Source organism: Kribbella sp. NBC_01505 (assembly GCF_045040285.1).
GTDB lineage: Bacteria > Actinomycetota > Actinomycetes > Propionibacteriales > Kribbellaceae > Kribbella.
Map to the genome: position 1 here is coordinate 9,221,485 of NZ_CP109425.1, position 21,118 is coordinate 9,242,602.

A 21,118-nucleotide genomic window follows, 5' to 3' on the forward strand; every position below is an offset into this window, starting at 1 on the left:
AAAAGCGCAACACCCCCTTGACAGACAGGTGATCCGCTTGAGAGCGTCCTCGGCAATGGCTTGCAGATACGCATTATCAGGTTGGTCTGCAGGCCACCCGCCGAACCAAGGAGCCGCCGATGATCCCCCCGGAACCTCGACTCAACCGGTCCAGTCGCCGCCGGTTCCTTGGTTCGGCCCTCGCGGCCGGAGTCGTGCTGGCGGCCGAATCGGCCCCGCTCATCGCGTTCGCCGCGGGCCCGGACATCACCGTGGGCATCGAAGGCGGCATCACGCTGACCGGCAGCCCGGGCGGCCGGCTCACGATCCGTGACGGCCAGGGCACCATCCGATCCATCGGCTCGAAGTTCGAGGTCAAGAACAAGGTCGACGACACCAGCGTCGCCTACTCCTCCATCGGTGGCACACCGACGCTGGAGCGACGGCCCGACGGTACAGAGGCGATCCGGATGGCCTACACCTTCGCCGCGGCGGCGGGCACGACCGCGGTCGTCGGCTGGTTCAGCGTCTCCAACGGCCACGCCGTACTCGAATGGCACGTCACCGGACCGGACACCCTGATCCCCGACGGCTTCTCGTTCAGCCGGTCGATCCAGGGCGGGACCGAGCCCGACGACTACATCGCGGTCACCGAGTGGGTCCGCGACACCCGCGGCGGTATCCCGTACGAGGCGACCGTCGGCGTCGCGCACACCTCGACCTGGGGAACCAAGCACGGCTTCTTCCTGCTCGATCGGTCGAAGCAAGCCTGGACGAACCTGACCTGGGTGCACGCGCCCGGCGTCGCGCAGCCCGGCGGCTGGATCAGCCGAGCCGACTTCTACTTCACCGAGACCAGGCCATCACCCAACGCCACCATCGGCCACGGCGACGAGCTCGGCCTCGAGCTCACCACCAACGCCGCCTTCAACGTGTACGACGCTCCCGGCGCGCCGATGAAGATCACCGCGCTCGTCGCGAACGGCGGCAAGGCGGCGAAATCCGTCCAGCTCCAGCTACTGGTGCGCGACTTCGACGGCGTCCAGCTCGCGTCGTCCACCGTGCCTGGCGATGTCACCGCGGGCGGGACCTGGCAGCACACCTTCACCGTGCCCGCACCAGCGGCCGGGATCGCGCTGGCCGAGGTCGTGGTCCGCTCCGGCGGCGACGAGGCGTTCGCCCGGACGAACCTCGCCACGCTCCCGCCGTACAACTATCAAGCCGGCGCGAACAGCATGTTCGGGATGGCCAACTACCCCTGGCTGTTGCGGCCGAACGCCACCGCGGTGCTCGATCTCTGGCAGCGCATCGGCGTCAGCCTGGTGCGGATCGCGTACGACGGCGGTCCGGGGCTGAAGCCGGCGGACTACGACGCGCGCGGCATCCGGCACAACATCGAGCTGCAGCCGACGTCGTACCTGGACGACAACTTCAACTCGGGGAAGTGGGCGACCGACAACCTGAAGCTGGCCGTCGACTCGGGCGCCATGTACTTCGAGGTCGGCAACGAGCTGAACAAGCCCTTCAACGAGGGTACGGCGGCCGCGGCGTACCTGACCAAGGTCATGCGGCCGGTGTTCAACGAGCGGGCCGCGACCGGCGCGAACATCAAGCTGATGAACAACGGCCTGGCCGGCATGGACAAACCCTGGGTCGACAACTTCATCGCCGGTGGCGGCTGGGACCTGATCGACGCCTTCGCCTACCACCCCGGCCGCGGCAACTTCACCCCGGACTATGTACCGCCGCCCGGCGGGGACGCGGGTGCGACCGGCACGTACTGGAACTTCGCCGGTGGCCTGAAGCAGCTCAAGGCCCTGATGGCGCAGCACGGCCAGAAGGAGATCTGGCTGACCGAGGCCTACGCGCCGACCCGGCCGAACAGCTGGTGGGCCGACACCTACCGGCACGCCGCCGAGAACGTCCTGCTCACGCTGGCGATCTCGAAGGCCGAAGGCATCAAGTGCGTCTGCTGGTACCAGGCCAACGACAGCATCTTCGGCATGCCGCAGCTCGCGGACCCGCTCAACACCGAGTACCACTTCGGTCTGTTGAACCGCGACCTCAGCCCGAAGCCGTCACTGCTGGCCTACGCTACCGCCGCCCGGACTCTCGACCAGGCCACCTTCCGCGGCCGCCTCACCTTCGCCAACCCGAAGACCTTCGGCCTCTGGTTCGACACCCCGACCGGACCCGTCACCGTCCTCTGGAACCGCGCCGACGGCTACATCCTCAACACCGTCGGCCAGCGCACCGAGTGGCACTTCCCCGCGCCCGAGACCTGGGTCGACCCCTGGCCGACCAAGACCGCACTCACAGTCGCCGCCACCGGCGCCGTACGGCAGGTGGATTCGATCGGGCGAACCAAGAACCTCTCCCCCAGCAACGGCCGGGTCAACCTCACCCTCGACGGCGCACCCCGCATCTACCACGGCCTCACCCCTCAAACCCTTCAGGGCGTGCACAGACTTCGTACCTGCTAGGGCTAGGGTGAAAGTGACATCACTTTCATAGGGAGGCCCGTGTGGGGACGTCGAAAGCGGACCGGACCGCCGAGGAGTTCAAGGAGGCGGCCCGGCGGGTCTTCGCGGGGCAGGGGTATGCCGCGACGAAGATCACCGACATCACCGCGGAGGCGGGGCGGGCGACCGGTGGGATCTACCGGTACTTCCCTTCCAAGGCCGCGGTACTGAAGGCGCTGGCGGACGACTTCCTGGCGGCTCGGCACGCGCGGGTCGCGCATGCCGCCGGCAACGGGCACACGATGACGACCGAGCAGCACGTACGCGACCACGTGCAGGCGTACTGGCGCTCGTACCGGGAGCATCTCGCCGAGATGATCGCGATCTCCGACGCGGCGGCCTCGGACCCCGAGTTCGCCGAGGTCCACCGGCAGATCCGCGCCGGAGATGTCGCTATCTGGCGCACCCACATCAAGGAGCTCCGCACCGAGCGCGGCCTACCGGTGGCCGAGTCGGCCGCGCTGGCCCAGATGGTCGTGAGCCTCCTGGAGAGCTACTGCTACGCCACCTTCCATCCGTCCATCGGTACCGCCCGGGGAAGCGTCAGCACGCTGGCAGGCTTCGTGTACGGCGGGATCACGAACTGAACGGTCGCGAGTAGTCGATCCACGTCCCCGCGGCCGGCTGCTCCCCCGGACCCGGACGCTTGTAGTCGCAGACACCAGCCGGGAAGGCCTCCCGGAGGTTGGCGCCGGTCCGCAACCCGGTCACCAGGCCGAGCAGCGATTTCGCCGCGGACGGAATCACTGCCCGTAGTGAATTTGAACTCATTTTCACGTACCTTGGGCAGACCACCCTGTCCGCACAATCCTCTCCAGATGGAGATTCCGTGCCGCCGAGCCCCCGTGCGATCCTCAGCAAGGTGAGTACCGAGCGCGCTGCCGACCAGGTCGCCGAGCGGCTCACTGCCCTCGACGAACTGCTGCGCGAGCGCCACGGGCTGCTGACGGTGATGGACCGGATCGTGGCCCTGCACGGGACCGCGCGGATGATCCGCAGCGAGACCGGCGCCGACTCCGGCTTCGTCGCCGACCTCGAGGCGCCCGACCAGGCGGTCGTCCGGTGGATGTCGGGCACCCGGACCAACCAGCTGCAGAACCTCGTCGTACCGGTCGGACAGGGCATCGGCGGCCGGGTCCTCGCGTCCGGGTCCGCGGTCCGGGTGGGCGACTACATCAGCTCGTCGGCGATCACCCACCACTTCGACGTCCAGGTCCGGCACGAGGGCATCGGCGGCATGGTCGCCGTACCGGTGATCGGCCGCGACGGCCGGACCGTCGCGATCGCGTACGCCGCCATGCGGCAGGCCACGTCGTTCGGGGACGTCGCCGTCGAGAAGATGCTCGACATCGCCGACCAGGCCTCGACCGCGCTCCGGATCGCAGACGCGGTCGAGGCGACCAAGTCCGACGCGGTCGCCGCCGAGCGGCAGCGGGTGCAGAGCGCCTTGCACGACTCGGTCGGTGCCCTGCTCTTCCTGATCGGCGTCCAGGTCCGCGACCTGCATCAGTCCGTCCAGGACAACCCGCCTCTGGTGGATCGGTTGCGCCGGCTGGAATCCGATGTCTCCGCCGCGTCGGCCGCACTCCGCGAGTCCCTGCTGGTGATGGCGGACACCGCCCCGGAACGCGCGCTCGCGGTCGAGATCGCGGAGTACACGCGGTCCTTCGAAGCGCGAACCGGCGTACCGGCCCGGTTCGTCGAGCTGGCCACGGTCGCCGCGCTGGACGCGGAACGCACCGCCCTGCTGGTGGCCGTGGTCCGCGAAGGCCTGCTGAACATCGAGAAGCACGCGAAACCACACTCGGTGATCGTCAGTCTGGGCACCGCCGACTCCGGCGGGGTTCACCTGGTCGTCGCCGACGACAGCATCGAGGACGGGCCGGACAGCCCGAGCAGCGGCCTCGGCGTCAAGTCGTTGTCCGAGCGCGCTATCCGGCTGGGTGGTCAGGTCAGTCTGATCCGCGACGAGGACGGCGGCTCCACGTTGCGCTGCTGGCTCCCCCAATGACGTCCACCGTCTTCGTGGTCGACGACCACCCCGTCGTCCGGGACGGCGTCACCCTGCTGCTGCGCTCGGATCCCGCGCTGACCGTGGTCGGCTCGGCCGAGTCCGGGCGCGCCGCGCTCGAATGCATCGCCCAGCTGCGGCCCGACGTCGTACTGCTTGATCTGCGGCTGCCCGACATGCTGGCGCCCGAAGTGATCCGCGAGCTCCGCAAGGTCCAGCCCACGCTGAAGATCGCGATCTTCACCGCCCACGCGGACCACCACTGCATCACCGAATCGCTCGACGCCGGCGCCGATGCCGCGCTGATCAAAGACCTGGCCGGCACCGACCTGCTGGCCGCCTTGCGACAGGTCCTGCGCGGTGAGCAGGTCGTCGATCCGCGGATCCTTCCGCATCCCACCCAGCGCTCCGACGCCTTGGCTCGCAGCGGTCTGACCCGCCGCGAGTACGAAGTGCTCCGGTACGCCGCTCAGGGTCTGACCAACCCCGAGATCGCCGAGGCCACCGGCCTGACCCGCAACACCGTCAAGACATACCTGCAGTCCGCCCTGCACAAACTCGGCGCCCGGAACCGCGTCGAGGCCATCGTCAAAGCGAGCGAGGCCGGCCTGCTCTGAGGTCGGCCTTACGCACCTTCCCAGACGCCGTCCGCGGCAGCCGCTCGACAAACTCGAACTGCACCGGCACCTTGTACTTCGCCAACCGCCCCAGCAGGAACTCGCGCAGCTCGCCCTCGGTCACAGGCGCCGCCGGTACGACGAACGCGCGGCCGACCTCGCCCCACTTGGAATCCGGCACCCCGATCACCGCCACCTCAGCGACCGCCGGGTGCCCGAACAGGGTGCTCTCCACCTCAGCCGGGTACACGTTCTCGCCACCGGAGATGTACATGTCCTTCTGCCGACCGACGATCCGGAAATGACCGTCCGGATCGACAGCGGCCAGATCGCCGGTGCGGAACCAGCCGTCCGCGGTGAAGGCCGCAGCCGTCGCGCCAGGGTCACGCCAGTAGCCGGGTGTCACGTTCGGGCCGCGCACCAGCACCTCCCCCGGCCCGGCGCCAGGATGGTCGATCCGGACGTCGGCGAAGAACACCGGAACTCCGGCTGATCCCACCTTGGCAGCGCTCTCCCGCGCCTCGAGGAATGTCACGCCGGGAGCCGTCTCCGTCATCCCATAGCCCTGACAGAAGGTCAGACCGCGGCGCTGGTAGGTATGGACCAGCTCCTCCGGGACCGCCGCCCCACCGCACATCAGGCTGCGCAATGACGTCAGGTCGGCGGTCTCCCACTGCGGCGCGGCGGCCAGACCGGCGTACATGGTGGTGACGCCGAACATCCAGGTCACCCGGTGTTTCGCGATCAGTTCGTAGACACCGTCGACATCCCAGCCCGGTGTGATCAGCGCGCAGCCGCCCTTGATCAGCGTGGGGAGCAGCGTCTGCGCGAGCGCGGCGATGTGGAACAGCGGCGCCGAGATCAACGTGACCTCATCGGCACCGACATCGACCCCGATCAGCAGGTTGACGATGTTCCAGGTCAGGTTGGCGTGGGTCAGCATCGCGCCCTTCGGCCGGCCGGTCGTCCCGGACGTGTAGAGGATCAGCGCCACGTCATCCGCCGCCACAGCCACACTGACCGGCTCGTACGGCGTCTCGTCCGGCTCGGCCTCGCCCAGCGCGACGACGTACGGGGGTGTGTCGTCGAGGGCCTGCACAACGCTCGCGCACTGGGGTGCGTAGACGAGCACGGTCGGTCCGGCGTCGGCGAGGATCTGGGCGATCTCCGGCGCGGTCAGCCGGAAGTTGAGCGGGACGAAGATGCCGCCCGCGGTCAATGTGGCGAACATGGTCTCGACGAAGGCCGGGTGGTTCGGCCCCAGATAGGCGACCCGGTCCCCCTTGCCCAGCCCGGCTGCGACCAGCCGCGCCGCGAGTCTGCTGATCCGCTCGGCCAGCTCGGCGTACGTCGTCGGCTCGTCCTCGAACAGCAGCGCGGTGCTGTGCGGTGACATCAGCGCGCGCCGGGCCGGCCAGCCACCGATTCCCTCGTTGTGCATGACCGCTCCCCTACTCGGCGTTCACCGGCTGAACCGTCCGACGCTCGACCAAGCTTCGCCGATTGGTCTCCTGCAACGCCAGGACACACCCGACCGAAAGCAGACAGAACGCCGCGATGGTGCAGGCGATGGCTGTTGTCGCGGGCCCACCGGAGGCGCGCTGGATCTCCGCGAACAGGACCGGGGCGACCCCGGCGCCGAGGCCCGCCAGCTGGTAGCCCAAGGAGGCGCCGGTGTACCGGGTCTCGGTGTCGAACAGTTCCGTGTAGAGCGCGGCGAGCGGCCCGTACATCATCGGATGCAGAATCCCTTGGCCGATGACGAGCGCTACCACCAGGAGCGCCGTACTGCCGGATTCGACCAGCGGGAACAGTGCAAAGGCGTAGATCGCCGTCGCCACCGCGCCGATCACCACCACCGGACGCCGGCCGAACCGGTCGGAGACCGCGGACCAGCCGATAATCCCCAGGATCGCGCAAGCCGACGAGACCGTGAGCCCGTTCAGCACTTCTTGCCTGCTGTGGCCGACGCGAACGCCGTACGCGAGGATGAATGTCGTCAGGGTGGCCTGTACGACGAAGGCCGCAAGGCCGACGCCGACGCTGAGCGCGAGGACGCGGGGCTGGTTGCGCAGCACCTCGACCAGTGGAATCCGGCGGCGTTGGACCTGAGCCTTGGCCGCGAGGAACGCCGGCGTCTCTTCGACCCGCGAGCGAACGAACAGCCCGATCGCGAGCAGTACGACGCTGAGCAGGAACGGGATCCGCCAGCCCCACTCGAGGAACGCGGCATCCCCGGTCAGCGCCGCGGTGGTCGTCATCGCCACCGTGGACACGACCATCCCGCTGGGCGCGCCCGCATTGGTGAAGCTCGCCCACAATCCGCGCCGCGAGGTCGCATGCTCGGCCGACATCAGCACCGCGCCGCCCCACTCGCCGCCGACCGAAATCCCTTGCAGGACACGCAGCAGGATCAGCCCGACCGGAGCGGCGGCGCCGATCTGCTCGTACCCCGGCAGGACGCCGATCAGGAAGCTCGACAGCCCCATCATCGTCATGGTGAGCACGAGCATGCGCTTGCGGCCGAGTTTGTCACCGAAGTGCCCGAACAGGATGCCGCCGAGCGGCCGCGCGAGGTAGCCGGTGGCGAAGGTGCCGAAGCTGGCCACGGTCGCCAGCGCGGGGTCGAGGTCGGAGAAGAAGACCTTGCTGAACACCACCGCGGAGGCGGTCGCGTAGAGCAGGAAGTCGTAGTACTCGATCAGGCTGCCGAGGTAGCTCGAGGCAACTGCTCGGCGGAGCTGGGTCGTTTGGTGTGGCATGGCGGGGCCCCCTGGTCGGTCAGGTGTAGTGGCGGTACACGGCGCGGGCGACGCAGGCGGGCTTGTCCGCGCCCTGGAGTTCGACGGTGAAATCGAGCAGCATCTGGACGCCGCCCTCGATCGCGATCACGTCGGCGACGACGGCCGCGAGCCGGATCTTGCCGCCGACCGGGACCGGGCTGGGGAACCGCACCTTGTCCAGGCCGTAGTTGACGCTCAGCCGGACGCCACCGATCTCCAGCAGGTCGGTGAACAAGGGGATGACCAGTGACAAGGTGAGGTATCCATGCGCGATCGTGGATCCGAACGGCCCGTTGGCGGCGCGTTCAGGATCGACATGGATCCACTGGTGGTCGTCGGTGGCGTCGGCGAACCGGTCGATCCGGTCCTGCGTCACCTCGATCCAGTCGCCGTGGCCGAGGCTGCGGCCGGCGAGTGCGGTGATCTCGGCCAGGCCGTTGGCTGTGGTCTTCATCCGTGCACACCTTCCTTGGCGGCCAGGCCCAGCAGGCCGGCCGCGTTGTCTTTGAGGATCTTCGTGCGGACGTCCGGCTTGATCTCCAGCTCGGCGAAGTCCGCGAGCCAGCGATCCGGGGTGATCACCGGGTAGTCCGAGCCGAACAGGACCTTGTCCTGCAGCAGCGTGTTGGCGTAGCGCACGAGCTGGGGCGGGAAGTACTTCGGCGACCAGCCCGACAGGTCGATGTAGACGAACGGTTTGTGGGTGGCGACCGCGAGTGCCTCGTCCTGCCAGGGGAACGACGGATGCGCCAGGATGATCCGCAGCTCGGGGAAGTCGGCCGCGACATCGTCGACCAGCATCGGATTCGAGTACTTCAACCGGATCCCGCCACCGCCCGGCACCCCGGCGCCGATCCCGGTCTGCCCGGTGTGGAAGAGCGCGGGTACGCCGAGCTCCTGGATGACGTCGTAGAGCGGATAAGCCATCCGGTCGTCGGGTGCGAAACCCTGCAGACTGGGGTGGAACTTGAACCCGCGGACGCCGTGCTGCTCGACCAGCCGCCGGGCCTCGCGCGCTCCGGCGCGGCCCTTCCACGGGTCGACGCTCGCGAACGGGATCAGTACGTCGGCGTGCTCAGCGCAGCTCGCGGCCACCTCCTCGTTTGCGATCCGCGGATGCCCGGTGGCGTGCTCGGCGTCGACCGTGAAGACCACGGCCGCCATCCGGCGTTCCCGGTAGTAGGCCGCCATCTCGGGAATGGTCGGTTGCCGATGATCGTGCGCGTTGAAGTACTTCGCCGAGGCTCCGAACAGCTCCGGGCTCAGTGAACCGTGTCCATCCTTGGAAATCTCGGCATGAGTGTGAACGTCGATCGCAACGACCGCGTCCAGGTCGATGGCCACGTCAACGGCCTTGTGGTGCAGGGATTCCGTAGGTCTCCGGCTCGGCGCCGATCCCGTCGTACCAGGAGGCTGCGATCCCCTCGGCCGTCCAGCCGTCCTGGCTGTAGGCCACCGACTTCTCGGCCGGGTGCGACCACAGCGCGAGCCTGTCGCCGCCGATGCCGATCGCCTGTCCCGTCACACCTGCGGAAGCATTCGAGGACAGGAAAACGATCAGCGATGCGACGTCCTCGACCGTACCGAGCCCCTCGTCGCGGCGGAGCCAGTGCGGCAGCGGCGCGCCGGTCCGCTCCGCCTCCTCGATCGCGGGCGCGAACGCGGGAATGGTCCGCGTCATCTCGGTCGCGGCCACCGGTACGACGGCGTTCACCAGGATGTCGGCTTTCGCCAGCTCCATGGCCCAGGTCCGGGCCATCGCCGCGATCCCGGCCTTCGCTGCCGCGTAGTTGGTCTGGCCGAAGTTCCCGCGCTGACCGGCCGGCGAGGCCACCAGGATCAGCCGGCCTCCTTCGCCCTGTGCACGCATTTGCTGGGCTGCTGCCCGGGCACAGGTGAACGTACCGCGCAGGTGGACGCGAATGACATCGTCGAACTCCTCGTCCGACATCTTCCAGAGCACCCGGTCGCGCAGAATCCCCGCATTGGTGAGCATCACGTCCAGCCGGCCGAACTCATTCACAGCGGTGGCAACCAGCCGGTCCGCCACCTCGCTGTCGCCGACCGGCGCGACGACCGGGACTGCTCGGCCGCCTTCTTTCGCGATGGCGTCGACCACTTGCTGCGCTGCCTCGCCGTCCACGTCATTGACCACGACGGCGGCGCCGGCCGCGGCGAGTGCCTCCGCGTACGCCCTCCCCAGCCCGCGACCGCTTCCGGTGACCACCGCGACCTTGCCGACCACATCCATGGCGACGTCCTCTCCTCAGCTCGTCGGACCGTCAAAGTACGTCACTTTTCTGACGACCGTCAATGACTTGCCCAACTTAATGTTCTAAGGTGTGGGGGTGACAGATGCCAACGACACCGGCGCGCACCGGCCGCAGTCCCTGATGCTCAACTTCCTGGGCCTGTACGTCCTCGGCCGCGGCACCGCGGTCTACTCGGGCAGCGTGATCGACGTCTTCGCCCGCGTGGACGTCTCGGAAGAGGCCGTGCGGTCGACCCTGACCAGGATGGTCAGCCGCGGCCTGCTCTCCCGGCAGCGTCAGGGCCGCCGCGTGTACTTCGGTCTCACCGACCGCGCCACCGAAGTCCTCGCGGACGGAGCCCGCCGGATCTGGGACACCGGCGCGGTCAACCGGGACTGGGACGGCACCTGGACCCTCGTCGGCTACTCACTGCCCGACAGCCGACGCAGCGATCGCCACGACCTCCGCAGTCAGCTCGTCTGGGCCGGATTCGGCCTGCTGCAGAACGGTTTGTGGATAGCGCCCGGCACGCGCGACGTCACCGCCCTGATCGAACCGCTCGGCCTCATCGACCACGTCACGGCCTTCACCGCCGCCGCGGTCGGACCGACGAAGACAGCCGACCTGATCCACCGAGCCTTCGACACGGCCGCGGTTTGCTCGCAGTACAAGGCCTTCCTCGACCGCTGGGACACTCCGCGCCCACTCTCGACCGCCCCCGACGACCTAGCGCGCCGCCTCCTCCTGCACACGGATTGGCTCCAGGCGATCCGCCAAGACCCCCACCTCCCCGCCGAACACCTCCCCGCGGACTGGCCCGCCATCCGCGCCGAGCAACTCTTCCGTCGCCTCGACGAAGAGATCCGCCCCGAAGCCACCCGCCTGGCCCGAGAGGTCCTCGACGAAATCCCCCTGGCCACCGATGCCTAGAACCGTCTTCCTCTCCGGCCCAGCCGGCTCCGGCAAAACGACCATCCTCCGCCTGAGCCACGACCTGAAGCTCACCACCTGGGGCCGGACCGCCGCGATCGACACCGACCAGCTATTTCTGATGGTGGATCCGCACTGGGACCTCCCGTACGACGACGCGCGGACGGCGCTCGTGCTCCGCCAATCCGCGCGGCTCACGGAATCGTTCATCGGCGCGGGCTACGACAACGTCCTCATCGCAGGCAACGCCATCCACGACGCGATCGACCTGAACCCCGTCATCCCGGACCTACTGAAACTCGGCCAGGTCTTCCACATCTCCCTGGATCCCTCCGAAGAAGCAGTTCTCCACCGCACGGCCGACGACCCGGACCGCTCACCGGCCCACCTCATCAATGACCTCCACCTCCTGCGAGCCAAGCGTTCTCCATGGTCCGCACCGGTCGACAACTCCACCCTCAGCCCACTCGAAACACTCCAGCAGATCGCGCACCTCATCCGGACAGGCAAGGGAGAGATCCACGGCCCGCCCCCGGACCCGGCGTAACGATCAGCGCCTCGCACCACTGCAGCGTGACGAGGGATGACTGGGGATGTCAGCCAAATTTCATCGCCTCAGGTCATGCTGCGTGCACAGCCCGTAACCGCAGAAGGGCGATCTCAGGAGGGGCAGCCAGTCCCACCTCAGCCACTGTCCCGGCTTCGCTCAAGCTTGCCCATCGGGCCCGCCCTCCCCCTCAGAAAGGTTCGCCACATGAAAAAGAAGCGATACTCCTTGCCTGTTGCCGCAGCCCTGCTCGCCATCGGCGCAGTTACCAGCGGTGGCACGGCGTTCGCGCAACCCGAGCCCTCCCCGGACACCGCATCCCCTGGGTACGTCGTACACGAGAAGAGCCCTAACAAGGAGGACTACTGGACTTGTTTCAGCGGCCGCCTCTGCTTCGACTGGAATTCTGACAAGCACATCGAGTTCTTCAGGTGCGGAGTCTTCCCGGTGAGCGGCTGGACCGGAAACATCGAGCAAGTCTTCAACAACCAGGTCGGCGGCCGGGGATTTGCCGTGTGGTACGACCAGAACATGAACCACATCGGCGTCCTCAACAACGGGAAGATCCGGCAGAACGTTTCGGCGAACCCGATCTATTACGTCAGTCCCTGCTGAGCACGTACGGCCACCCTCCTGTCCGACCATCAAGGCTGGGCCTGTCCTGACTGGCCGTCGTACACCGCGTGGGTGGGGCGCTGTCGGTACGGCGGTGTGGCTGAGGTTCGCTGGTCTGCGGCCGGTTTCGTCGGTGCCGGGCACCCGCCGCAGCGGCCGATTCACAGTGCCGGGTGGCCGGCCGGGTGCGTGACTGAGGGGAATGGCGCCGTCGGCGCCCAGGTGTCCGTCGGCCCGTAGCCAACGGGCGTGGGTTGCGGCCGACGAACCGAGGCAGTCTGCACAGTGCCGCCAGCAGTAGCTGGGCACTCGATGCGAGGGCGGCGCCTCGACTGCTGCAAGCGCGCCCACCACCCCATGGGTTGCCCACCGACCCGAGGGGTTGCCCACTCGACCTACCAAGGGGCAACCCCCTACAGCGGTGGGCAACCCCCACCTTCCGAAAGGCAACCCCCCACCCCAAGGGATGCCCACCGACCTGAGGGGTTGCCCACTCGACCTACCAAGGGGCAACCCCCTATACCGGCAGGCAACCCCCACCTTCCGAAAGGCAACCCCCCACCTCAGGGGTTGCCCACCGAGCTGGGGGGTTGCCCACTCGACGTACCAAGGGGCAACCCCCTACAGCGGTGGGCAACCCCTGGGACTGTAAGTCACCACAGGGCAAACACCCCAGAACCGTTGCATGGCTCAGAAGCCGGTCCAGTGGAGGTCGGGACTTCTGGTCAGGGGTCTTTCGCGGTCCCCAGTGGGGTGTTCGCGGTCGGGCCGGTTGGTGATCCGGCCGGTGAGGTAGGCGGTGGCTGGTCGCCGCTGCGGCCGGTTTACTGGAGCAGGGCGGTTGTGGTGATCTGTGGCGGGGCCGGATGGCGAGGTCAGTGACCGAGGTGGCACGTTGCCGACGGCTGACGGGCTATGGCTGAGGTGTGGGTGACGAGGCCTGGTAGCTGACCCGTCGCGGTGGTTGCTGGCGCAGTCGGGCGTCTGAGGTCCCGCCTGACCTTCGGCGTCATCGAATGTGAGGACTGCGCCGCCGAGTGTGAGTACCGTGCTGCCGGAAATCGATATCCGGCGGCCGGCCCCCACACTCGAGTGCTGTTTGCACGGTGACGCCACTCACAAGGAGCGATCCCCCGGACCGTGCTGCCCGCGCCACCCGTGGCGGCCGGAGACTAGAAGCCGGGGCCGGAGACCTATGACAACAGGTCTCCAGCCGTCACACGGTGTCTCGCGCCACCACTGGTGGCGCGAGACCCACCGGCTGCCCAGCGACCTCTAGTCCACTGACCTGAGCCACAGCGCGGCACCACCAGCAACGCCGGGAACCAGCGCCCGGCCGCAGGCTCAGCCGCGGCCAGCACCTGATCCAGCCGCTACGTGCACCTGGGTCGCTGACGGCACTTCACTCAGCTCAGCCATAGCCCGTCAGCCCCAGGCAAGGCGCACCTCGGTCACCGGCCGCACCATCCGGCCAGCCGCAAGCAAGCCCAGCCAGCCAGCCAGCCAGCCAGCCAGCCATCGTTCAGTTCATCGGCCGCAGGGCGACCAGCCACCGCCGACCGGCCCGGCCGCATCGCGGCGCGCGGGAACCGTGGTTTGCGGGTTACCCCGAACGGTCTACAGCCCCTCAAGGGCCACTAAACCTCAGCCTGGGGGTCGATCTCGGGCTTGATGATGCGGTGGGTTCCGGTGCGGTCGACGTGGAAGACGAAGCCGTGGGGTGTGGTCCATTCGAGGGTGGTGGCGTTGAGTCGGTGGATCTTCCAGCCGCGTGCGTGGGTCTTCAGTCGGTGAGCGCGGCGGCTGAGCGGGATGAGGTTGGTGGTGCTGGTTTGGCCTGGCGGTCCGAGTGGGTCGTAGGGCTTGAGGTGGTCCAGGTCGAGGGCGCCGCTGGTTTCGCGGGTGCCGTACGGGAAGAGTTCGACGGGGTGGGTGAGTTTGACGCGTTCCCGGATCGGGGCGGTGGCCTCGTAGCAGTTGACCGAGACGGCGTCGTTGAGGTCGATGACGGGCTTGACGATGTAGGGGCCGTAGCCGATGAGCTCGCCGAGCTGCGTGGCCAGGAGTGGGCCGTTGCCTTCGACTCGCAGTACACCGTCACAGTCCTGGCCTGCGGCTGCGGCCTCTGCGGCGGCCGTGAGGGTGCTGTCGGTGAGGTGTACGTAGATGACGGTTTTGCCTGGACGGAGCTCGGCCCTACTTGGACGTGCGGCACTACCCGGGCGTGCGGCGCTACCCGAGCGTGCGGTACTACCTCGGGCCGCGGACTCACCTGGGCTCGCGGGAGCCTTGGGGATCGCGGGGTCGTCGGGAGTCGCGGCGTCTTGGGTGGTCGCGGCGGAGGCGAGCCGGGCGTAGGCGTCGTGTTTGATTTGTGCGAGCCGGCTCGCGAGTGCGCGTTGTGTGGCGGCGTCCATGGGTTGGCCGTCGTCGGGTAGGCGGCACGAGGCAGGATCGAACGGTTCCATTAGTCGGTAGGGCGGGCGATCTGGACGGTCCATCGGGTCGGGCAGGTTGCTGCTGCTCGGGTGCGGCGCGTCCCGGTCCGCTTCGTCGTCCGGACCCGGCTCGTCAACATCCGCCGGGGTGAGTGAACCCGGAGTGGCGGCGCACGGGGCGTACGCGCTCGGCGTTGAGACGTTGCCGGTTGAGACGTTCGGGGTCGAGGTGACGGCATGCGGGCCGGGGCCCTGTGGAGCGGAGGTATCCCGAGCAGTTGGCACCGAGGAGCTCGTGGTCGAAGTGGGCCCGGCGGGCCCGGATGCCGGTGCCTTGGGAGCGTAGGCACCCGGAGCAGAGGTCGGCGTTGCGGAGGTGGGCGAGGCAGGAGTGCTTGAGGTGGGAGCGGGCAAGGTTCCGGCAGTCGAAGCCGAGGTTGCTGTCGCCGCAGCGCCTGCAGCGGCACCTGTAGTGGACGTCGCTGCAGCTGGAGCGCTTGGGCCGGCGCCTGCGGTGGAAGCTCCTGCAGCTGACGTGCTCGCGACATCCATGCCGGAGACTGCTCCGGCAGACGTGCATGAGCCGGCGCCTGTGGTGGAGGCTGCAGCAGCTGGCGTGTTTGCGGCATCCGTGGTGGAGGTTGCTCCGGCTGACGGGCTTGGGTCCGCGTCTGTGGTGGGGGCTGCTTCGGCTGGAGTGTTTGGGGCGGTGTCTGGGTTGGGGGTGTGGGGGTGTTGGTGGGCTTGGTTCAGGAGTTCTTGGGCGAAGACTGGGTCGGCGATGATGCCTACCGCTTCGGCGCGGCGGAGCTGGGTGGAGCGGGTATCGCCGATGGATTGCTGTGCGTCGCCGAGGGCGTCGATGGCGGCGTCGAAGCGGGCGGCCGCGCCAATCGACGTGCGGATGTAGATGGTCTTGGTGCCGTGTTCGTTGGAGCGGCCGACGAACACGCCGCGTTCGCGGACCTTGGCGGCCGCCTCGGCGTGGGCTGCTTCGGGGTCGGCGTGCATCTTGGCTGCCTTGACGATCTTGTCCAGGCGGTACGGAGTGATGGTGTCGATCAGCGCGGCGACACGGCTGTCGACGAACCGGGCGGCTTCTTCGGACAGGTCGACGCACTCGCGGACGATCCGGCAGGCCTTCCACGGCGTTGCGTCACCTGACAGAACCCGGGCCCAGGTCAAGGGGAACCGGTGCCGCAACGCCAGCGCGTCACCGATGATCTTGGCGCCGATCCCGTGCGAGACACCGAGCACGACCGCATACTCCGAGATCGCGAACTCCATGATCTCCGGGCAGCCCTCCCCGCCAAGAACCACGGGACGTTCGCGACCCTCGAACGAACGCCGGCCAGGACGCGAGGCACCGGCGTCGGGATGGAAACGATCGGCATAGACCAGGGCATGTTCGAGACCTCGCGCGTCCGCCCGGTTGGCGAACGCGCGGTGATCGGCGGCCGACTCCAGCAGGTCGGCCGTCGAAAGCAGCGTCAGATCTTCATCGAACATGTGTTCGATTCTATGCATCGCGGAGAGTCAATGCAAATCAGCTGACAGCCACAACCCCTTATCCACAAGGGGAAACCTCACACCGATACAGGCCACGCAACCGTGTAGGCACAGGCGCGGACCTAGCGGACCAAGGAAGTGAGGCCAGGTTGTTATCGCGAGGTCTCCACTTGGGGGTGTGAGGCGGGGCGCGGTTCTTCGCAGACTGTCCGCCACCGGCCCGTCCAGAAGCCGGTCGGAGAAGCGGAGGGCCGCCAGTGCTCAGCATCCGGAATCTGCGCGTGCGCTACGGCCGGTCGATGATCGCCTTGCACGGTGTGGATCTCGACGTCCCCGACGACGGTGTGCTCGCCGTGCTCGGTGCCAACGGCGCGGGGAAGTCCACGCTGCTGCGTGCCATCTCCGGGACGCTTCGGCTGCATCGCGGCACGGTGACCGCAGGAACCATCCAGTACGGCGGTCTGCGGATCGACCGGCTCGATGCGGCGCAGGTGGTCCGGCAGGGGGTGGTCGGCGTACCTGAGGGTCGGCAGATCTTCACCCGGATGACCGTGGCCGAGAACCTGAGAGCAGGCGGAATAGCGACCAAGGCCGCCGCGAGAACCGAAGCCCGGAAACGAGTAGGCGCTCTCTTCCCGTTGCTGGACGAGCGTGCGGACCAGCGAGCCGGGCTGTTGTCCGGCGGCGAGCAGCAGATGCTCGCGATCGGCCGTGCGTTGATGGCGGTCCCGAAACTGCTGCTCCTCGATGAGCCGTCACTCGGCCTTGCACCCAAGCTGGTCGAGCGAATCGGCGAGGCCATCCGCGAGATCCACGCGCAAGGCACAGCCGTCGTACTGGTTGAGCAGAACGCGTCGATGGCACTCACAGTCGCGCACCAGGCCGTCGTACTGAACGTTGGCTCGGTTGCGCTCCAAGGGCCGGCCTCGGAGATCGCAGCGAGCGTTCACCAGCACTATCTGGGTTCCCCTGCGCAGGAACGCCGTTCACTGGCGAGGTGGTCCTGATGTTGGTCCTCGACCGGGTCACGCTCCGGTTCGGCGGACTCGTCGCGCTGGACGAGATCTCGTTCACGGTGTCGCCGGGCTCACTGCACGCCTTGATCGGACCGAACGGCGCCGGAAAGTCCAGCTGCTTCAACGTGATCAGCGGCCTCTACCGGCCCACCTCGGGAACGGTCCGGCTGGGCGAACAGAGCCTGCTCGACCTCCGGCCGCACCGCCTCGCCGGGCTCGGCATCGGGCGCGCGTTCCAGAACACCGCGCTCTCCACGCACTCCACCGTGCTCGACAACGTGCTGCTCGGCCGGCACACGCTCACCCGCGGCGGCTTCGTCGCCTGCTCCTTGCGCCTGACCCGCAAAGAGGAACGAAGGCATGCGCAACGCGCCCGGGAGATCTGCGACTTCCTCGGAATCGGCGCGGCGGTGGATCAGCCGCTCGGCGCTCTCCCGTACGGCGTGACCAAGAAGGTCGATATCGCCCGCGCGCTCGCAGTCGAGCCGAAGCTGTTACTGCTCGACGAACCGGCCGCCGGACTGAACACCGCGGAGACCGCCGAACTGGCCGCGACCATCGGCCAGATCCGGACCGACCTCGGGATCGCGATCCTGCTCGTCGAACACGACATGGACCTGGTGATGGGGATCGCGGACCAGGTCACGGTGCTCGACTTCGGCCGGGTGATCGCCGACGGTACGCCGGCCGACGTACAGACCGATCCCGACGTGATCAAGGCCTATCTCGGAGCGACGACATGACGACGTTCATCCAACTCCTGCTCAACGGACTGGGCAAAGGTGCGGTGTTCGCCCTGCTCGCACTGGGCTTCGTGGTGATCTTCAAAGCGACCGAGGTGGTGAACTTCGCGCACGGATCGCTGGTGCTCTTCGGCGGCTACCTGGTCCTCGTCACCAAGGATCACGTCGGTTGGGCAGCCGCGGCCGTGATCGGGATCGTCAGCGCGGGGCTGCTGGCGCTGGCGGTGGAGCGGTTGCTGCTGGCCCGGTCCAGACATGCGGATCCGTTCAGCCTGGCGCTGCTGACCATCGGTGTGGACGTGATCATCACTGAGGAAGTCGTTCGCAGGCTTGGCGTCTCGTTGCCGTTCATCGGCGACGCCTGGGATGCGAAGCCGTTGCAGTTCGGCGGCGTCACGCTCTTCCGGACGCACCTGGTGGCGCTTCTGGTCGCGACAGTTCTGATCACCGCGTTCTTCCTCGCGTTCCGCTACACGACCTGGGGAATCGCTCTCCGGGCGCAGGCCGAGAACCCCGAGGCCGCTGCCCTGGTGGGGATCCGCAGCTCGCGGGTCACCGCGTCGGCCTGGCTGCTGGCCGGTCTCCTCGCCGGAGTCGCCGTCCTCTTCATCGCCACGCAGGACTTCTCCGGCGCCGGTCTGTCGCGCGGAACGCACTCGATCGCGCTCGCCGCGTTCCCGGCCGCGATCATCGGCGGACTCGACTCCACCGCCGGCGCGATCGTCGGCGGGCTCGCGGTCGGACTCGTCGACGCGCTTTCCACGGAGTACATCTCGTTCGCCTTCGCGAAAGGCGCCGTGTTCCTGGTGATGCTCGTCGTACTCGTCGTCCGTCCGGCCGGGCTGTTCGGCACCCGGGAGACAACCCGTGTCTAAACTCCTGTGGATCCCACTGGCTGTGGTGCTGCTGGCGTTGCCGCTCTACCTCGACGCTTCGTGGCTCAAAGCCGGTCAGTACATGATGATCGGCGCGGTCGGCGCCATCGGGCTGACGCTGCTCAGCGGGCAGGCCGGCCAGCTCTCCCTCGCGCACGGATTCTTCCTGCTGGTCGGCGCCACGTCGTACACGGTGCTTTCCGGGACGGACGACGATCTCGTCGGCCTCGGGCTCAACCCGCTGCTGGCGTTGATAGGAGCCGTCGCGATCAGCGCGCTGGCGGGCGTCGCGTTCGCACCGGTCGCGGGCCGCGTCCGCGGCATCTATCTGGGCGTCGCCTCACTCGCGTTGGTGTTCCTCGGGCTGTACCTCGGCCAAGCGGCTGAATCACTGACAGGCGGTACGTCGACCGGCCGTGCGCCGGCGACCTTCGAACTCTTCGGGTTCTCGTTCTCCAACGAGGGCACCCTGGTGATCGCCGGTGTGCCGCTGCGCGGGACCGAACGGCTCTGGTACCTCTTCCTCGTCCTGCTGGCGTTGGCGTACTGGCTGGCCAAGGGCGCGGTCGGCAGCCGGGTCGGTCGGTCGTGGCGCGCGGTCCGCGACAACGAGGCCGCGGCCGCCGCCATGGGTGTGGACGTCCGTCGTACCAAGGCCAGCGTCTTCGCGGTCTCGTCGGCGTACGCCGGGCTGGCAGGTGTCATGACCGTGTTGTGGTTCGACATCCTGAAACCGGACGAGAACGAATTCGGCACCTACGGCATCAACACCTCGATCGCGTTTCTGGCCATGGCCATCATCGGCGGCCTCGGCTCGATCCCCGGCGCGGTGGTGGGCGCGCTGGTCGTGTACGGGCTGCCGCAGCTCCTCACGTTGTACTCCACCGACCTCGGCTGGTTCACCGGATCGGTGACCCCAGTCCTGGTCAGTTCCTTCGTGTACGGCGCGGCGATCGTCCTCGTCGTCCTTTTCGAACCCGGCGGTCTGGCCGCGATCGGCCGCAGAATCAAGGAGTTGAGATCATGAAACGTCTGCTGGTCAAAGCCGCGGTCGTGGCACTGGTGCTGCCACTGGCCGCCTGCAGCACCAAGGGCGGCGCCGAGACGAACTCGACCTCGGCCGGCGGTGTCCAGGCCGGGACCGGGGTCACCGACAAGGACATCACGCTCGGCGTGATGGCCGACCTGAGCGGCCCGTTCAAGAGCTTGTCGACGGCAATCACCCAGGGCAACGAGTTGTGGGCCAAGGATGTCAACGCCGCCGGTGGGGTCTGCGGGCGGCAGATCAAGCTCGAGACCGTCGACCACGGCTACAAGGCGGACACCGCCAAGACGCTGTACCCGCAGATCGAGCCGAAGGTGCTCGGCTTCGTCCAGCTCACCGGTTCACCGGTGATGGCCGCGCTCGGCAAGGACATCGAGACCGACAAGGTCACCACGACCCCGGCGTCCTGGTCGTCGGAGCTGCTCGGCAACCCGTACGCGATGATCGTCGGCACCACGTACGACATCGAGATGATCGACGGGATGAGCTACCTGCAGGAGAAGGGGATGCTCGCCGACGGCGACTCGGTCGGGCACATCTACGTCGACGGCGAGTACGGCGCGAACGGGCTGCGCGGCTCCAAGTACTACGCCGAGCAGCACAAGCTGAAGCTGCACGACGTCAAGATCACCTCGACCGACACCGACCTGACCAACGTCGTCACCGGGCTCAAGGGCCAGGGTGTGAAGGTCATTCTGCTGACCACCACGCCGAAGCAGACCGGCTCGGCCGCCGCCGCGAACAAGGCGCTCGGGCTGAACGTGCCGATCCTCAGCAACAACCCGGCCTTCGACCCGGTGTTGCTGAAGAGCCCGGCGGCGAGCGCGCTGGACAAGCTCTACATCGTCGCGAGCACGGTGCCGTTCGCCGCGGACATCCCGAAGGCCAAGGAGATCGCCCAGAAGTACACGGCCGCGGGCTACAAGGAGCCGCCGAACGCCGGTACGCCGTACGGCTACGCGGTCGGTGCGGTGTGGGGAACCGTGCTCAAGAAGGCCTGTGACAACAAGGACCTGACCCGCGACGGCATCCACAAGGCCATGCAGCAGACCACCTCCGCCGACACCGGCGATCTGGTTGCCGCCCTCAACTTCGGCACCCCCGGCGCCCCGGCAACCCGTCAGGTGTACGTCGCTCAGCCCGACGCAGCGGCGCCCGGTGGCACGAAGTACGTCCAGCCGCTCTTCGAGTCCGAGCTGGCCAAGACGTACAAGGCACCCCACGAAGGACAGTAGG

The 21,118-nt window shown here is 68.0% G+C and carries 19 protein-coding genes; 12 read left to right on the forward strand and 7 right to left on the reverse strand.

The window, feature by feature from the left end:
* Positions 1–119: 119 nt before the first annotated feature.
* A complete protein-coding gene (locus tag OG474_RS42965; RefSeq protein WP_405059444.1) occupies positions 120–2,462 on the forward strand; it encodes a hypothetical protein in 2,343 nt (780 codons plus the stop codon).
* Positions 2,463–2,503: 41 nt separating this feature from the next.
* Complete coding sequence (locus tag OG474_RS42970; RefSeq protein ID WP_405059445.1) at positions 2,504–3,088, forward strand: TetR/AcrR family transcriptional regulator; 585 nt, start codon at positions 2,504–2,506, stop codon at positions 3,086–3,088.
* Here the strand turns inward: OG474_RS42970 and OG474_RS42975 are convergent.
* Positions 3,078–3,272: a hypothetical protein gene (locus OG474_RS42975; protein WP_405059446.1), complete on the reverse strand. Its 195-nt coding sequence runs from the start codon at positions 3,270–3,272 to the stop codon at positions 3,078–3,080. The genes OG474_RS42970 and OG474_RS42975 overlap by 11 nt on opposite strands.
* A 91-nt stretch (positions 3,273–3,363) precedes the next feature.
* Between OG474_RS42975 and OG474_RS42980 the strand changes: the two genes are divergently transcribed.
* Both OG474_RS42980 and OG474_RS42985 read left to right on the forward strand, forming a co-directional pair.
* Positions 3,364–4,512, forward strand: a complete 1,149-nt coding sequence (locus OG474_RS42980; RefSeq protein ID WP_405059447.1) for a GAF domain-containing protein — start codon at positions 3,364–3,366, stop codon at positions 4,510–4,512.
* Positions 4,509–5,129 (forward strand): response regulator, encoded by a 621-nt coding sequence (locus OG474_RS42985; protein ID WP_405059448.1) that lies wholly within the window; start codon positions 4,509–4,511, stop codon positions 5,127–5,129. The genes OG474_RS42980 and OG474_RS42985 overlap by 4 nt, the downstream gene beginning before the upstream one ends.
* On the opposite strand, the gene OG474_RS42990 is transcribed toward OG474_RS42985, so the two are convergent.
* From OG474_RS42990 to OG474_RS43010, 5 genes are read right to left on the reverse strand one after another with little or no spacing between them, the layout of a single operon-like run.
* Entirely contained in the window at positions 5,101–6,570 is a 1,470-nt protein-coding gene (locus tag OG474_RS42990; RefSeq protein WP_405059449.1) for an acyl-CoA synthetase, read from the reverse strand. The genes OG474_RS42985 and OG474_RS42990 overlap by 29 nt on opposite strands.
* Before the next feature lie 10 nt (positions 6,571–6,580).
* Positions 6,581–7,891 (reverse strand): MFS transporter, encoded by a 1,311-nt coding sequence (locus OG474_RS42995; RefSeq protein WP_405059450.1) that lies wholly within the window; start codon positions 7,889–7,891, stop codon positions 6,581–6,583.
* Positions 7,892–7,910: 19 nt separating this feature from the next.
* The gene (locus OG474_RS43000; RefSeq protein ID WP_405059451.1) at positions 7,911–8,366 is read right to left on the reverse strand and encodes a MaoC family dehydratase; all 456 of its coding nucleotides are present in this window, start codon (positions 8,364–8,366) and stop codon (positions 7,911–7,913) included.
* Positions 8,363–9,250 carry an amidohydrolase family protein gene (locus tag OG474_RS43005; RefSeq protein ID WP_405064673.1) on the reverse strand — a complete coding sequence of 296 codons (888 nt, stop codon included), beginning with the start codon at positions 9,248–9,250 and terminating at the stop codon, positions 8,363–8,365. Before OG474_RS43005 ends, OG474_RS43000 begins: the two co-directional genes overlap by 4 nt.
* A 7-nt stretch (positions 9,251–9,257) precedes the next feature.
* Positions 9,258–10,163, reverse strand: a complete 906-nt coding sequence (locus OG474_RS43010; protein WP_405059452.1) for an SDR family oxidoreductase — start codon at positions 10,161–10,163, stop codon at positions 9,258–9,260.
* Positions 10,164–10,260: 97 nt separating this feature from the next.
* Here OG474_RS43010 and OG474_RS43015 point away from each other — a divergent pair, with 97 nt between their 5' ends.
* The 3 genes from OG474_RS43015 (at position 10,261) to OG474_RS43025 (ending at position 12,256) form a co-directional block, all read left to right on the forward strand.
* Positions 10,261–11,094 carry a PaaX family transcriptional regulator C-terminal domain-containing protein gene (locus OG474_RS43015; protein WP_405059453.1) on the forward strand — a complete coding sequence of 278 codons (834 nt, stop codon included), beginning with the start codon at positions 10,261–10,263 and terminating at the stop codon, positions 11,092–11,094.
* Positions 11,087–11,641 (forward strand): hypothetical protein, encoded by a 555-nt coding sequence (locus OG474_RS43020; RefSeq protein WP_405059454.1) that lies wholly within the window; start codon positions 11,087–11,089, stop codon positions 11,639–11,641. Before OG474_RS43015 ends, OG474_RS43020 begins: the two co-directional genes overlap by 8 nt.
* A gap of 207 nt (positions 11,642–11,848) precedes the next feature.
* On the forward strand, positions 11,849–12,256 hold the full coding sequence (locus tag OG474_RS43025; RefSeq protein WP_405059455.1) for a hypothetical protein: 408 nt from the start codon (positions 11,849–11,851) through the stop codon (positions 12,254–12,256).
* A 1,637-nt stretch (positions 12,257–13,893) separates the two neighbouring features.
* Here OG474_RS43025 and OG474_RS43030 read toward each other — a convergent pair.
* Positions 13,894–16,203: a hypothetical protein gene (locus OG474_RS43030; RefSeq protein WP_405059456.1), complete on the reverse strand. Its 2,310-nt coding sequence runs from the start codon at positions 16,201–16,203 to the stop codon at positions 13,894–13,896.
* 257 nt (positions 16,204–16,460) lie between these two features.
* Here OG474_RS43030 and OG474_RS43035 point away from each other — a divergent pair, with 257 nt between their 5' ends.
* From OG474_RS43035 to OG474_RS43055, 5 genes are read left to right on the forward strand one after another with little or no spacing between them, the layout of a single operon-like run.
* Complete coding sequence (locus tag OG474_RS43035) at positions 16,461–17,210, forward strand: ABC transporter ATP-binding protein (RefSeq protein ID WP_405059457.1); 750 nt, start codon at positions 16,461–16,463, stop codon at positions 17,208–17,210.
* The gene (locus tag OG474_RS43040; RefSeq protein ID WP_405059458.1) at positions 17,210–17,962 is read left to right on the forward strand and encodes an ABC transporter ATP-binding protein; all 753 of its coding nucleotides are present in this window, start codon (positions 17,210–17,212) and stop codon (positions 17,960–17,962) included. The genes OG474_RS43035 and OG474_RS43040 overlap by 1 nt, the downstream gene beginning before the upstream one ends.
* A complete protein-coding gene (locus OG474_RS43045) occupies positions 17,959–18,837 on the forward strand; it encodes a branched-chain amino acid ABC transporter permease (RefSeq protein ID WP_405059459.1) in 879 nt (292 codons plus the stop codon). Before OG474_RS43040 ends, OG474_RS43045 begins: the two co-directional genes overlap by 4 nt.
* Positions 18,830–19,864, forward strand: coding sequence for a branched-chain amino acid ABC transporter permease (locus OG474_RS43050; protein ID WP_405059460.1), 1,035 nt, complete (start codon positions 18,830–18,832; stop codon positions 19,862–19,864). Before OG474_RS43045 ends, OG474_RS43050 begins: the two co-directional genes overlap by 8 nt.
* Positions 19,861–21,117, forward strand: coding sequence for an ABC transporter substrate-binding protein (locus tag OG474_RS43055; protein WP_405059461.1), 1,257 nt, complete (start codon positions 19,861–19,863; stop codon positions 21,115–21,117). Before OG474_RS43050 ends, OG474_RS43055 begins: the two co-directional genes overlap by 4 nt.
* Position 21,118: the final 1 nt, after the last annotated feature.

Excerpts from the sequence above, each read along its gene's own strand:
- OG474_RS42965 (WP_405059444.1), top strand. The coding sequence starts at position 120 with ATGATCCCCCCGGAACCTCGACTCAACCGGTCCAGTCGCCGCCGGTTC.
- OG474_RS42975 (WP_405059446.1), bottom strand. The coding sequence starts at position 3,272 with ATGAGTTCAAATTCACTACGGGCAGTGATTCCGTCCGCGGCGAAATCG.
- OG474_RS42985 (WP_405059448.1), top strand. The coding sequence starts at position 4,509 with ATGACGTCCACCGTCTTCGTGGTCGACGACCACCCCGTCGTCCGGGAC.
- OG474_RS42990 (WP_405059449.1), bottom strand. The coding sequence starts at position 6,570 with ATGCACAACGAGGGAATCGGTGGCTGGCCGGCCCGGCGCGCGCTGATG.
- OG474_RS42995 (WP_405059450.1), bottom strand. The coding sequence starts at position 7,891 with ATGCCACACCAAACGACCCAGCTCCGCCGAGCAGTTGCCTCGAGCTAC.
- OG474_RS43000 (WP_405059451.1), bottom strand. The coding sequence starts at position 8,366 with ATGAAGACCACAGCCAACGGCCTGGCCGAGATCACCGCACTCGCCGGC.
- OG474_RS43010 (WP_405059452.1), bottom strand. The coding sequence starts at position 10,163 with ATGGATGTGGTCGGCAAGGTCGCGGTGGTCACCGGAAGCGGTCGCGGG.
- OG474_RS43020 (WP_405059454.1), top strand. The coding sequence starts at position 11,087 with ATGCCTAGAACCGTCTTCCTCTCCGGCCCAGCCGGCTCCGGCAAAACG.
- OG474_RS43025 (WP_405059455.1), top strand. The coding sequence starts at position 11,849 with ATGAAAAAGAAGCGATACTCCTTGCCTGTTGCCGCAGCCCTGCTCGCC.
- OG474_RS43030 (WP_405059456.1), bottom strand. The coding sequence starts at position 16,203 with ATGTTCGATGAAGATCTGACGCTGCTTTCGACGGCCGACCTGCTGGAG.
- OG474_RS43040 (WP_405059458.1), top strand. The coding sequence starts at position 17,210 with ATGTTGGTCCTCGACCGGGTCACGCTCCGGTTCGGCGGACTCGTCGCG.
- OG474_RS43045 (WP_405059459.1), top strand. The coding sequence starts at position 17,959 with ATGACGACGTTCATCCAACTCCTGCTCAACGGACTGGGCAAAGGTGCG.
- OG474_RS43055 (WP_405059461.1), top strand. The coding sequence starts at position 19,861 with ATGAAACGTCTGCTGGTCAAAGCCGCGGTCGTGGCACTGGTGCTGCCA.